At 72.2% G+C, this 12,378-nt stretch carries 13 protein-coding genes; 4 read left to right on the top strand and 9 right to left on the bottom strand.

The window, feature by feature from the left end; translation table 11 throughout:
- Positions 1-192: 192 nt before the first annotated feature.
- Entirely contained in the window at positions 193-1,212 is a 1,020-nt protein-coding gene (locus tag ACFVHI_RS35965) for a hypothetical protein (protein WP_380346208.1), read from the bottom strand.
- 153 nt (positions 1,213-1,365) lie between these two features.
- On the opposite strand from ACFVHI_RS35965, the gene ACFVHI_RS35970 reads away from it, so the two are divergent.
- Positions 1,366-1,959 carry a TetR/AcrR family transcriptional regulator gene (locus ACFVHI_RS35970; protein ID WP_380346209.1) on the top strand — a complete coding sequence of 198 codons (594 nt, stop codon included), beginning with the start codon at positions 1,366-1,368 and terminating at the stop codon, positions 1,957-1,959.
- A 104-nt stretch (positions 1,960-2,063) separates the two neighbouring features.
- On the opposite strand, the gene ACFVHI_RS35975 is transcribed toward ACFVHI_RS35970, so the two are convergent.
- Both ACFVHI_RS35975 and ACFVHI_RS35980 read right to left on the bottom strand, forming a co-directional pair.
- Positions 2,064-2,612, bottom strand: coding sequence for a hypothetical protein (locus ACFVHI_RS35975; RefSeq protein ID WP_380346211.1), 549 nt, complete (start codon positions 2,610-2,612; stop codon positions 2,064-2,066).
- Between the two features lie 116 nt (positions 2,613-2,728).
- Positions 2,729-3,310, bottom strand: coding sequence for a TetR/AcrR family transcriptional regulator (locus ACFVHI_RS35980; RefSeq protein ID WP_063347018.1), 582 nt, complete (start codon positions 3,308-3,310; stop codon positions 2,729-2,731).
- A 98-nt stretch (positions 3,311-3,408) separates the two neighbouring features.
- Here ACFVHI_RS35980 and ACFVHI_RS35985 point away from each other — a divergent pair, with 98 nt between their 5' ends.
- Both ACFVHI_RS35985 and ACFVHI_RS35990 read left to right on the top strand, forming a co-directional pair.
- Positions 3,409-4,152 (top strand): SDR family oxidoreductase, encoded by a 744-nt coding sequence (locus ACFVHI_RS35985; protein WP_380346213.1) that lies wholly within the window; start codon positions 3,409-3,411, stop codon positions 4,150-4,152.
- 116 nt (positions 4,153-4,268) lie between these two features.
- On the top strand, positions 4,269-4,766 hold the full coding sequence (locus ACFVHI_RS35990; protein WP_380346215.1) for a hypothetical protein: 498 nt from the start codon (positions 4,269-4,271) through the stop codon (positions 4,764-4,766).
- A gap of 107 nt (positions 4,767-4,873) precedes the next feature.
- Here the strand turns inward: ACFVHI_RS35990 and ACFVHI_RS35995 are convergent, their stop codons facing one another.
- The 3 genes from ACFVHI_RS35995 to ACFVHI_RS36005 all read right to left on the bottom strand — a co-directional run bounded on the left by ACFVHI_RS35995 (position 4,874) and on the right by ACFVHI_RS36005 (position 8,614).
- Complete coding sequence (locus tag ACFVHI_RS35995; RefSeq protein ID WP_363371184.1) at positions 4,874-6,391, bottom strand: carbohydrate binding domain-containing protein; 1,518 nt, start codon at positions 6,389-6,391, stop codon at positions 4,874-4,876.
- Positions 6,392-6,827: 436 nt separating this feature from the next.
- Entirely contained in the window at positions 6,828-7,865 is a 1,038-nt protein-coding gene (locus tag ACFVHI_RS36000; RefSeq protein WP_159398387.1) for a hypothetical protein, read from the bottom strand.
- Between the two features lie 152 nt (positions 7,866-8,017).
- A complete protein-coding gene (locus ACFVHI_RS36005; RefSeq protein ID WP_380346217.1) occupies positions 8,018-8,614 on the bottom strand; it encodes a choice-of-anchor C family protein in 597 nt (198 codons plus the stop codon).
- Positions 8,615-9,144: 530 nt separating this feature from the next.
- Here ACFVHI_RS36005 and ACFVHI_RS36010 point away from each other — a divergent pair.
- Positions 9,145-10,098 carry an aldo/keto reductase gene (locus ACFVHI_RS36010; RefSeq protein WP_063347013.1) on the top strand — a complete coding sequence of 318 codons (954 nt, stop codon included), beginning with the start codon at positions 9,145-9,147 and terminating at the stop codon, positions 10,096-10,098.
- 121 nt (positions 10,099-10,219) lie between these two features.
- Here the strand turns inward: ACFVHI_RS36010 and ACFVHI_RS36015 are convergent, their stop codons facing one another.
- The 3 genes from ACFVHI_RS36015 to ACFVHI_RS36025 all read right to left on the bottom strand — a co-directional run.
- Positions 10,220-10,840: a GNAT family N-acetyltransferase gene (locus ACFVHI_RS36015; RefSeq protein WP_079135494.1), complete on the bottom strand. Its 621-nt coding sequence runs from the start codon at positions 10,838-10,840 to the stop codon at positions 10,220-10,222.
- A 140-nt stretch (positions 10,841-10,980) separates the two neighbouring features.
- Positions 10,981-11,655 (bottom strand): nitroreductase family protein, encoded by a 675-nt coding sequence (locus tag ACFVHI_RS36020; RefSeq protein ID WP_380346220.1) that lies wholly within the window; start codon positions 11,653-11,655, stop codon positions 10,981-10,983.
- 134 nt (positions 11,656-11,789) lie between these two features.
- A partial coding sequence (locus ACFVHI_RS36025) for an ATP-binding cassette domain-containing protein (RefSeq protein WP_380346222.1) occupies positions 11,790-12,378 on the bottom strand: 589 nt, incomplete at its 5' end.

Raw genomic sequence — 12,378 nt, forward strand, 5'->3', positions numbered from 1 at the left:
TCTGGTTGGTTGTTTTATGTTTTTATGAGAGTTTTTTCGACGGGTGTTTTTTTTTGGTCCGGTGCTGGATGGGTGTCGCGCTGGAAGTCGGGCCGGCCGACTTCCTGCGCGAGGTGGGTGGTTGGTGCGCAAGGGTGTGAATCAGTAGACCGGTCGGCATATTTTTCCGAGGCGGCGCCGGGTGGTGCCTGGTCAGTGGGTGTGGTGGTAGGTGGCGAGGGTGGTGAAGGCGGCCTTGGGGTCCCAGGGGAGGTCGGGGTAGGTGGTGCCGGGGCGGTCCTCGTAGACCTTGACGATGCCGTAGCTGGCGAGGTCGAGGTCGTCGCGGGGGTCGGCGTCGGGGCGGTGTACGTGGTCGTACAGGGCGAAGGTGAAGACGAAGGTGGCGTCGATGCCGCCGGCGTCGAAGGCCTCCAGCAGTTCGCGCAGGTAGGCGGCCTGGCCGGCCTCGTCGCGCTCGTACGCGGCCTTCAGTCGGACGGGGCCCTCGGCGTCGTACTCGACGATGTCCAGGCCGAGCGCGCCCCGGTCGCCCGCGCCGCGGTAGCCGGCGGAGCCGAACTCGGTGATGGCGACGGGCTTTCCCTGCGCGGCCAGCTCGTGGACGCCGTCGGCGAACCGGTCGGCGGTCTCTGCGGAGCGGTAGAGGTCGAGGGAGATGAGGTCGAAGGGCGTCCAGTCGACGCGCTCCAGCGGTACGGCGGCGTAGGTGACGCGTCCGCCGAAGTGTCCGCGGACGGTGGCCACGGCCTGGTCGAGGAACGCGTTGACCCGGCCGCTGACCGCTCCGAGGTGTTCGCGGACGAGCTCGGGTCGGCTGAGCAGGGCGATGCGGTCGTCCGTGGTGTCGCCGGGCAGGAATCCCGGGTTCATCAGGCTGAGTTCGGCTCCGGTGACGAACACCACCTCGGCCCCGCGCCGCCGCAGCCGTTCCGCGCGCTCGGCGCAGTCGGCGAACAGGGCCAGCAGCTTGTCGGCGGTGAGTTCCAGCGGGTACGGGGAGTACCAGACCTCCAGTCCGAGGTCGGCGGCGAGTCCGGCGGCGAGTTCGATCCGGTCGGGGTCGCCGCCCATGATGCGGACCGCGTTGCAGTGCAGGTCGTCGCGGATGATGCGCAGTTCGCGTTCGACCTCCTTCGGGTCGAACCGGCTGCGGGAGTACGACCCGTTCCTGACGAATCCGGTGTCGTAGCTGATGCCTTTGGCGCGCACGATGTCCTGCCTTCCTGGGGGTGGGCGGGGAGCGGAAAATAAGGTACGACCAGTACCCTAGTTGGCGCGGGCCGGAGAAGACAAGAAGGATGGGAGGGGCAGGAGGCGGTATCGACGGCGGTACCGGCGACGGGATCGGACGGGACGAGGGCCATGGCCGGGCAGACGCGGCGGCGCGGGGCGGCGCTGGAGGAGGCGATCCTCCAGGCGGCGGTGGCGGAGCTCACCGAGTCCGGATTCGCCGGGCTGACCATGGACAAGGTCGCCGCCCGCGCCGGCACCAACAAGAACGCCCTCTACCGCCGCTGGCCCAACCGCCTGGCCCTCGGTCTCGCCGCCTACAAGCAGCTGGCCACCGCCGCCGTGCCCCCCGACACCGGTGAACTACGCGGGGACGCCCTGGAGTTGCTCCGCCAGGCGAACCGGCACTGGAGTTCCCCGCTCGGCGCGATCCTGCGCGAACTCCTGGCCGCGGCCGGTGGTGCGGCGGAGTTCCTGGCGCAGCTCCAGGACCAGTCCGGCGAGGCCGCGGCCGCCCCCTGGCTCACCGTCCTGGGGCGCGCGGTCGCCCGTGGTGAAGCGGCCCCAGGGGCGCTCCACCCCAGGGTCGCCACGGTGGCGGTGGTGCTGCTGCGCAACGAGTTCGTGGTGCGGGGCGTGCCGACCGCGCCCGACGACGTCCTGGTCGAGATCGTGGACGAGGTCTACCTGCCGTTGATCCGACGCCGCGGGCCAGCGGGCGTCTGAACGGGCACGGCCCCGGAGTGGCGCCCGGCGGGGCTCGGCGGACGGGCTGAGGTCGGGCTGAGGCCGGGCTGAGGTCGGGCTGAGGGCGGCGCGGGCCTCCGGGGTCAGGAACCGCCGAGGTGGCGCGCCTCCAGGTACACCGTCCGCTCGGTCTGTCCGGGGTCGGCCAGCGCGCTGAAGCGGCTTCCGGTGGAGGTCGTGAAGTCGACGAAGAGGTCGTAGGTCACGTTCTTGTCGAAGGACCAGCCGAAGGTCCGGGTCTCGGTGTCGGAGTCGAAGCCCGTCCCGGCCCCCTGTCCGGGGCTCCAGTGGACGGGGCGGGCCAGGTCCACCGAGTGGTCGGCGAGGAAGCGGTCCACGCAGTCCTTCGGGGCCCGGAAGCTCAGGTTCAGGGCTTCTCCGGGGTACTTCGCGGATCCGTGGAACCCGACGTCCTGAAGGTCGCACGCGGGCAGGTCCAGCCCGAACGCCTTCGTCACTTTTTCGAGGGTCTGCCCCTTCGGGCTGCCCGGGTACGCCCTCGGGTCCGGATCCGGGTCCCCGGCCGCGCAGCCGGCCACCAGGGCGACGGCGGCGGTCGCGGCCGCAGCCAGTGCGGCCGCGCGTCGCGCCGGCCGGGATGTGAACGGCCCTGCTGCGTCTAGCCCTTGCATGAATCTCCCCTCCCCGGACGGGTGCCGTCCCGCAAGGAGGGCCCCACGGGACGGTACCGAAGGTGGATCGGATGATCAACCGGCGTGGGCGCCGGGCAGGATCCGCCGGACGGGGCCTAACCGTTCCCGGCGACCAGGGAGTTGGTGAGCCGGTCGGCGACGGTGGCGTCGAGGGGGGCGTGGCCGAGGAGGAAGCGGTACCAGAAGACGCCGTAGACCTGGTCGACGATCAGGTCGAGGTCGGTGTCGTCGGCGAGTTCGCCGCGTTCGCGGCCGCGGGCGAGGAGGTCGCGCAGGGCGGTGCGGCGGGTGGCGGTGAAGGTCTGCATGAGGTCGGCGAGGTGGGGGTCGCGGGCGGCTTCGCGGACGAGGGTGCGCAGGGCGGGGGCGGTGGTGTCGCGCTGGGAGCCGTCGAAGGTGGTGGCGATGAAGGCGCGGAGGTCGGTGCGCAGGGTGCCGGTGTCGGGGCCGGGGGCGTCCTGGTCGGCACGGTCGGTGAGGGCGTCGAGCAGGACGGCGCCCTTGGAGGGCCACCAGCGGTAGACGGTCTGCTTGCCGACGCCGGCGGTGCGGGCGATGGCGTCGATGGTGACGGGGGTGCCGTCGGATTCGGCGAGCAGGTGCAGGGCCGCATCGAGGATCGCCTGGTGGGCGGCTTCGTTGCGGCGGCGTCCGGTGTGCGGGCGGGCTTCGGTCATCGTGTTCCCTTTCCTCTTCCCCCGCTTGACAAGACTAGCAGTCTCGATAACATTATTGACGGAACTAGCGGTCTCGACAAGATGAAGGACACGCCACCATGGGCACCACGTCAAACCTCTTCACCGGACAGCGCGTCGTCGTGATGGGCGGCAGCTCGGGCATCGGCGAGGCCGCGGCCACCGCCTTCGCCGCGGACGGCGCCGAGGTCGTGATCACCGGTCGCGGCCGGGACCGGCTGGACGCCGCCGTCGCCCGGATCGGCGGCAAGACCGTCGGCCACCAGCTGGACGCGGCCGACCCCGAGGCCGTCGCGGCCTTCTTCGCCCAGTCCGGCACCGTCGACCACCTGGTCGTCGCGGTCAGCGGCGCGGCCGGCAGCGGCCCGTTCGCCCAGCTCGACCTGGCCGACCTCGCCACCGGGTTCGACGCCAAGTTCTGGCCGCAGGTCCGCGTCCTCCAGGCGGCGCTGCCGCACCTGCGGTCGGACGGATCCGTCACGCTGATCACCGCCGCCTCCGCCCGCGCCGCGATCCCCGGCACCGCCGGACTCGCCGCCATCAACGGCGCGCTGGAGGCGATGGTCCCGCCGCTGGCCGTCGAACTCGCCCCGCTGCGGATCAACGCCGTCTCGCCCGGCGTCATCGACACCCCGTGGTGGGACCGCGTCCCGGCCGAGCAGCGGACAGCGCTGTTCGACGGCCTCGCCACCACCACCCCGGTCGGCCGCGTCGGCCGGGCCGAGGACGTCGCGCAGGCCATCCACCTGCTGGCCGCCAACACCTTCGTGACGGGCGTGGTGTTCGACTGCACGGGCGGGGCCAACCTGCCCACCGGGCGCTGAACGAACCGTCGGCCGACCGGGCCCGTGGCCTGCAGCCGTATCCGGCCCGCAGTCGCGCCCGGTCCGGAGCCGTCTCCGGGCCGGGCGTTGTCACAGCTCAGCCGTACGGTTCGGTCATGAGCGTTCCCGACCTGATCCCCATCCGGTACGAGCCCGACTACCGCACCCGCACCATCGGCCGGTGCGAGGGCGGCCAGTTCCTCGCCTCCGTCACGGCGGCCTTCCCGGAGGTCGGGGCCGACGTCGAGAACTGGCAGGCGCAGAAGCGCTGGTTCGCGGTGCTCCACCGTTTCGACGACGCCGGCCGGCACCTCGACTCGCGCATCCGCTCGACCGGCACGACGGCGGACGGCGAGAAGGCGGCCGTCGAGGCCGCCCGCGCGCTCCTCGCCGACTGGCTCGACGCCCTCCCCGGCCGCGCGTACGGGGACGTCGCCATCGCGCCGTTCGCCGTCCGGGTCGAGGGGGCGCTGTTCGGGCTGGTCATCGAGACGGACGAGGAGGACGAGGAGGAGGAAGAAGAGGGCGAGGACGGCGAGGGCGGGGTCTGGGCCGAGCTCTACCCCGACGGCCTCGGCTTCCACGCCCCGTGGGACGGCTGCTACGACACCTGAGCCGCGGCCGCCGTCACCACTTCGCCTCCTGGCGGTCCTTGGGGAACACCCCCGACCGCCGGGCCGACCCCCGCCCGCCGAGGCGGGGGTCGGCCCGTGTGGCGCGGTCAGCCCGCGTACTGGGCGAAGATCTTCGCGAACTCGTACGGCTGCTGCGCGATGTTGGTGCACTTGGAGAGCGAGCCGCCGGTGCAGGCGTTGGCGTCGCGGGTGGCGTCCCAGAAGGCCAGCAGACCGAGGTGGTTCTGCCGGGCGAAGGTCACCAACTGTTGGGCGGCGGCCTGGTTGTAGATCTGGTGGTCGTCGTTCTCGCCGATCATCGGGGTGACACCGACCATGGCCCACAGCTGGGCGTCGGTCTTCGCCGGGTAGAGCGCCTTGAGCTGGCCGAATAGGGCCTGGGCGGCCTGCACGGCGGCGTTGCCGTAGTCGGTGCCGGTCCGGTAGTAGTCCATCGCCATGATGTTCACCAGGTCGACGGCGACCCCGGCGTCGCGGGCGGACTTGACGATGGCGACGCCTTCGGAGGTCAGGCCCTCGGGCAGGACGGGCAGGGTGAAGGAGACCTTGAGGCCGGGGTGGGCCTGCTGGAGCTTGGCGAGCGCGGCGGAGCGGCGGTCGTTGGAGGCGGTGTCGGCGATGGCCGCGCCCTCGATGTCGAAGTCGACGTAGCGCAGGTTGTAGGCGTTGACGACGGCGTCGTACTCGGCGAACAGCGAGTCCACGGTGGTGCAGGCGGCGGCGAGTTCGGTGCCGCTGGCGCCGCCGAAGGAGAGCTTGACGTCGCCGCCGGCCGCGCGCAGCGCGTCGATCTGGTCCTTGGCCCAGCCGGTGCGCGGGTCGTAGGCGTTGAACCAGCTGGCCTTGCAGCCGACGCCGGTCACGAAGCCCATGGTGTAGGCCTTGAGGTTGCCGGACTTGGCCATGTCGGGCATGGACGGGGTGGGCCAGGCGCCCATGTCGATGTAGGGCGCGACGGGGACGGCGACGTTCGGCGGCGGGGTGCTCGGGCCGCCGGTGGGCGTGCCGGTGGGGCCGCCGGTCGGGGTGCCCGAAGTGGGCGGCGGGGTGGTGGGGTTGCCGCCGCCGGGGCCGGTGAGCGTGATGTCGTCGGCGAGGTAGGCGCCCTGCCCGTACCAGCCGTGCAGGTAGACGGTGACGCTGGTGGTGGCCGGGCCGGTGGTGAAACTGGTGGACAGCTGCTGCCAGTTGGCGCCGCCCGGCGTCCAGGTGGCCGGGTCGGTGACGCCGCTGCCGGTGGCGCCCAGGTAGACGTACTGGCCCTGCACCCAGGCGCTGAGGTTGTACGTGGTGTTGGGCTGGACGGTGACGGTCTGGCCGCACTGTGCGGTGTCGCTCGCGCCGACCGCCCCCTTCAGTGCGTAGCTGCCGCTGTGTGCACCGGAGTTGACGACGCTGCCGGTCCCGCCGGAACAGCTCCAGGGGCTGAGCGCGCCGCTCTCCAGGCCGGGGTTGGCGAGCAGGTTGCCGTCGGCGGCGCCGGCGTTCCCGGCGAGCGTGGCGAGGCCGCCGGCGGCGAGCGCGGTGGCGGCGGCGAGGCTCAGCAGCTTGGTGCGACCGGCGGGGCGGCGGTGCGTGGGGGCGGGCTGGGGCGCGCTGGGCATGGGGGTGCCTCTCGGGACGTGGGGCCGCCCGCGCCGCGAAGGGGGAAACGCGGGGCGGGCGGCAGCATGGGGGCTGGTCCGGTGCGGGGGAGGAGCGCGGTGCTGAGCATCAAACTGGACTAGACCAGCTGTGCACGTCAAGCACTTCCGGGGCATCGGAAGCCCGCTGTGGGAAGGTTTTAGGAACGGTTTAAGGCTCTGGAACCCCGTTCTCGGAACACCGCTTCGCACCCTCGGGTGGCACCCCTGTCGACCTTCGGCACCCTGGCAGGAGGATTTTCGGCTCCCGGCAGGCGGCGGCCGCGAAAGCGACGGCGGCGAAGACCGGGCCGGCAGCCCCTCCGGGGAGGAGGCTGCCGGCCCTCATGGCGTCAGAAGCAGGCATCAGAAGCAGCCGTCAGAAACAGCAGTCAGGAGCAGGCATCAGAAGCAGCCGTCAGGAGCAGGTGTAGTTCACGGGTCGGGAGTTCTCGTTCCCGATGAGGGTCTTCTCGTCGGTGCTGATCGCCCTGATCGTGAACGAGTCCGAGACCGCAGGCAGCGAGTCCGCCACCACGCCGTCACGCCACAGGACAGGCCGTCGAATCGACCCGACGAACGCCGTCCCGCCCACGATTCCGTTGCCGCCGATGGCACTTGCCGAGATGGCGCCCGCGCCGATGGTCCGGATCAGCGAACCCTGGGCGTCCCATTCGGCTTCGGCGTAGCTCGTGTTGTTCTGCGTGCCGCCGACGATGCGCCCGTCCCGGACCGCCGCAGGATCGCTGTAGGCGTTGGAGCCCTGCGCGGCGAGCGCGTGCCACTGGCCGTTGATGTCCGAGACGAAGCCGAACGCGTCGGTGGACCCGACGATCCTGCCTTGCTCGTCGATGCCGTTGAGGAGGAGGAAGCTGCTTGCCGGGAGGGGCAGTTCGCGGTACGTTCCCGGCGCGTTCGCCGGCCACACCACCAGGATGAAATTCGTTCCGACTTTGGCCATCCCGGCGATGTCACCGGCGTTGTTGACCACGCTGGCGGACGAGCTGTTCCAGTTCGGATTGAAGGGCAGCACAGTCGTCGTCCCGGTGTGGCTCACCGTCACGGCCCTGAGCTTGTTGTTGACGAGGTCGCCGCCGACGATCAGGCCGGCCGCGTTGACGCCGGACAGGTTGGGATTGCCCGCGGGGAGCCGCAGCACGACCTTCCCGTTGTCCCACAGCGTCCCGCGCCCGTTCGTGATGTCGGTGGGCCAGCTGGGGGACCGCGTTCCGGTGACGCCGACTGCGTACCGGCCGCCGTCGCTCGAGGACACCGTGCCGACCGTCGTGGTGGGCGGCAGCTCCCACGCCGTCTTCTGCCATTGACAGGCCGCCGCCTGGGCGGTGCCGACCGGCACCAGACCGAGTGCCGCCGTGAGCGTCGCCACGGCGAGCGCGGATGCCTTTCGTCGGTTGAATCGGTTCAATCGGTTCAATCGGTTGAACAAGGGATCCACCCTTCCTCACAGGGAGTGCACCTTCCGGTAACTGACCCTGTCAGGGCTCGCCGTGCGGGGTGAAGCACTTTAAGCGAGGGGGAAACAACGGTCGGCAAGGAGGGGGAGGCCCGCCCGCTGGTCCCGGACCGGCGGGCGGGCGGTTCAGCGGGTCACCCGCAACACGGCTTGCACTCCTTGACCTGGACGTCGTCCACGACCGGGCCGGCCGCGCCCGCGTTGGTGCTGGCGAAGGTCAGCGTGGTGGAGGCGTTCCGCGCGACGAAGCTGAACTGGCGCCCCACGTAACCCATGTTGGTCGGCGTCTTGCCGGTGATGTCGAAGGAGAAGTCCTGGAAGTCCTGGCCGTCGACGAGCACCCGGCCGGTCTTCACGGCCGGTGCGGCCGCCGTGTTGCCGGCCAGCGCGTACGTCACGGAGTAGGTGGTGCCCGGAACGGTGGCGAAGGTCTGGGCGACGGCGCCGGTGGTGGCGCCGTTGAGGTCCACCGACTGGTCGCCCTCGGCGGCCTGCCAGAACCCGGCGCCGATCAGGTCGACGCTGCCGCTGGTGACCGTCCACGGGCCGATGGTCTGTCCGGCGTTGAACTCGGCGAAGCTGTTCGCCGGGGCCTTGGGCGACTCGAAGCTTCCGTCGTCGAAGCGGCTGAGGGCGCGGTGGCCGCCGGCGGCCTGCGCCGGGACGGTCACGGCGGTGGCGGCGGCCACGATCACGGCGACGGCGGCGAGGCGGGTGCGCGAGAACGTCATGGGTTCCTCCCCAACGGAATACCGACTGGACGAGCCGATGATCGGCTGTGCCCAGAGGGTCCGCCGTCGCCGTGAGCCCTGCCAAGGCCGGACGGATGGCGTCCGGTGGTGCGGAGGTTCCGTCGACGGGCTCCCGCACGCCGGTTTGACGGGTGATCACCCGGTGCTGGCCGGGCGGCCGGCCTGCGCGCGCCCGGCGGCCGGCCGTGGTGCGGACGCACGGTTCAGACGGTCGTGTCCGCCCGCATGGTGGTGAAGTCCGACGTACGCGCTCCACCTGCGCCTCGGGCGCATCCCACCTCCGGGTGAGCCGAGGGCCGCTCATACGATCAACGACCCCTCTGGCGGTCGGCGGATCGGAGGCGGATCGGAGGTGGATCCGAAGCGGGTCCGAAGCGGATCCCAAGCGCGTCCGAAGCGCGACCGGACGGGCTTGACCTTGAGTGCACTCCAAGGTGAAAGCTGGACGCGTTGATCCACCGCAGCACCCCGCGAGCGGGCAAACACACCACCACGATCGGAGCACCGTCATGCGCAACGCCACGTTCGGTACCAACGGCCCGGAGACCGGCGTCATCGGCCTCGGCTGCATGGGGATGACCTGGGCCTACGACGTGCAGAACCGGGACGACGAGAACTCCGTCCGGGTGATCCGGCAGGCGCTGGACCTCGGCGTCACCCTGATCGACACCGCCGACATGTACGGCCCCTACACCAACGAGGAGGTGGTCGGCGCCGCGCTGGCCGGCCCGTACCGGGAGCGCGCCTTCCTCGCCACCAAGGTCGGCATCGTCCCGGGCGGGTCCGGCCAGTCGGCCCGCGACGGCAGCCCCGAGCACGTGCGCCGCTCGATCGACGACAGCCTGCGCCGCCTCGGCACCGACCACGTCGACCTCTACCAGCTGCACCGGGTCGACCCGGCCGTCCCGATCGAGGAGACCTGGGGCGCCCTCGCCGAGACCGTCGCGGCCGGCAAGGCCCGCCGGATCGGGCTCTCCGAGGTGACCGTCGAGGAGATCAAGCGGGCCCAGTCGGTGCACCCGGTGGCGTCCGTGCAGTCCGAGCTCTCGCTCTGGACCCGGGACGTGCTGGCCGAGGTGCTGCCGTACACCGAGGAGCAGGGCATCGCCTTCCTGCCGTTCTCGCCGCTCGGCCGGGGCTTCCTGACCGGCAGCATCGCCTCCTTCGACGAACTGCCCGCCGACGACTTCCGCCGCCGGCTGCCGCGCTTCCAGCAGGACGCGCTGAAGGCGAACCTGGCACTGGTCGGCAGGGTCAAGGAGGTCGCCGAGCGGATCGGCGCGACGCCCGCGCAGGTCGCGCTGGCCTGGGTGCTGGCACAGGGCCGGCACGTCTTCCCGATCCCGGGCACCAAGACGCCGCGCTACCTGGTGGACAACGCGGGCGCGGCCGAGGTCGTGCTCTCGGCGGCCGATCTGGCCGACCTGGACGCGCTGCCGACGCCGACGGGCGAGCGGTACTGAGCGGCGAGCGGTGCTGAGCGGCCAGCGTCACTGAACAGCGAGCGGTACCGAACGGCGCGGGCTGCCCGGATCACCGGCTCTGGTCACCGGCCCTGGTCGCCGGCCCCGCCTCGGAGCGCCGTCAGGCCTCCCGGACCCAGATCAGCTGCCGCCCGGTCTCGGCGGGAGCCCGGGCGGCGGCCTCGGCGACCCGGTCGAGCCGGTAGCCGAGCTTGCGCGGGACCGCCGCGCTGGCGCCGTTCGCCTCGTCGCAGTGGATCTCCACCCGCGCGATGCCGGGCAGTGCCAGGGCGGCCTCGGTCAGCGCCCCGGCCGTGGTGGTGGCGATGCCGCGGCCGGCGTGCCGGGCGGCGACCCAGTAGCCGATCTCCAGCGCGCCGGGGCCGATCCGGCCGTGCAGGCCGAGGGCGCCGACCACGCGGCCGGGTTCGGCGTCCAGGCCGACCAGGTACATGAAGTCGGTGCCGGCCTCCCAGGCGAGGGAGCCGGCCCGGGCCAGCTCGGCGGTCTGCGCCCGGGTGGGGGGCTCGGCCGCCCACTCCATCCAGGGCCGCAGGTGGTCCAGGTTGGCGCGGACGGCCTTGTTGAGCGCCACCGCGTGCGTGCTGCGGCGGCGCAGCAGCGAGATCCCGCCGGGCAGCCGCAGTTCCTCGGGCGGCCGCCCGGTGGTGACGGCGGTGGGGCCGGGCACGTGGAGCGGGGCGGGCGGGTACTTGCAGGACCGTGACTGCGGGTGGCTCATGACCGCGATTATGTCCTTGGCCGGGACCTGTCACCAATGAATTCCGGACGGCCTCCCACCAGGCCTCTCGCCAGTCCCCGCCACACCCCGGCGCGCCCGGCCGCACTCCCGGCGCACCGGGGCGCGCACACGCCCGGCGGTCAGAGCCTGATCAGCACTTCGTCCAGCTCCTTGCGCCGCAGATCCGGAACCCGCGCCCCCTCGGCCGGGTAGCCGACCGGGATGACGTACGCGGCGCGCTCCTCCAGCGGGCGCTCGCAGACCTCGTTGAGGAACTTCATCGGGCTCGGCGTGTGGGTCAGCGTCGCCAGCCCGGCCTGGTGCAGCGAGGCCAGCAGCAGTCCGACCGCGATCCCCACCGACTCCTTGGTGTAGTAAGGACGCGGCGAATCGGGCCCCTTGTGCACCTCGAACACCACGATCACCGCCGGCGCGTCCTCCAGGAACGGCTTGCGCCAGTCGGTGCCGATCGGCGCCAGCGCGGCCAGCCACTCCTCCGACGCCCGGTGCGCGTAGAACTCGCGCTCCTCGGCCTCGGCGGCCTCGCGCAGCCGCCGCTTGCGCTCCGGGTCGGTGATCACCACGAACCGCCAGGGCTGGACGTGCGCGCCGCTGGGCGCGGTGTTGGCGGTCCGGATCGCCCACTCGACGACCCCGTCCGGGATCGGGCGGGTCGCGTAGTCGCGGACGGTCCGGCGCTGCGCCATCACGTCGTGGAAGGATCTGCTGCGGGCCTCGGCCTCGTGGGCCGGCACCGTCATCGGGGTGAGGGGGACGGTCGGGTAGGGCGTCCCTGCCACTGCACTGTCAACCATGGCCGACAGCACAGCACATGACGGCCGCGCCGGGAAGAGGTCGAGACCAATCCGCAGATCAGGTCCATCCGGCAGGGCCGCTCGGCGGGTCCATCCGGCAGGGCCGCCCGGTGGGGCCGCCCTGCCGGACGGGACTACAGCTCGTGCACCCGCCCGTCCCGGACCTCGATCCGCCGGTTCACCGTGACGGTGTCCAGCATCCGCCGGTCGTGGGTGACCAGCAGCAGGGTCCCGGTGTACGAGCCGAGCGCCGCCTCCAGCTGCTCGATCGCGGGCAGGTCCAGGTGGTTGGTGGGCTCGTCCAGCACCAGCAGGTTGACCCCGCGCGCCTGGAGCAGTGCCAGCGCGGCCCGGGTGCGCTCGCCGGGGGAGAGGGTGCCGGCCGGGCGCTTCACGTGCACCGCCTTGAGGCCGAACTTGGCCAGCAGGGTGCGCACCTCCTCCGGCGTGAACTCCGGGACGGCGGCGGCGAAGGCGTCCGCCAGCGGCTCGCCGCCGAGGAACAGCCCGCGCGCCTGGTCCACCTCGCCGACCACCACGCCGGAGCCCAACGAGGCGCTGCCGCCGTCGAGTTCGAGCCGGCCGAGCAGGGCGGCCAGCAGCGTCGACTTGCCCGCGCCGTTGGCGCCGGTGATGGCGACCCGGTCCGCCCAGTCGATCTGGAGGTCCACCGGGCCGAAGGCGAAGTCGCCGCGGCGGGCGACGGCCGCGCGCAGGGTGGCG

It is taken from the genome of Kitasatospora sp. NPDC127121 (genome assembly GCF_042677305.1).
Lineage (GTDB): Bacteria > Actinomycetota > Actinomycetes > Streptomycetales > Streptomycetaceae > Kitasatospora.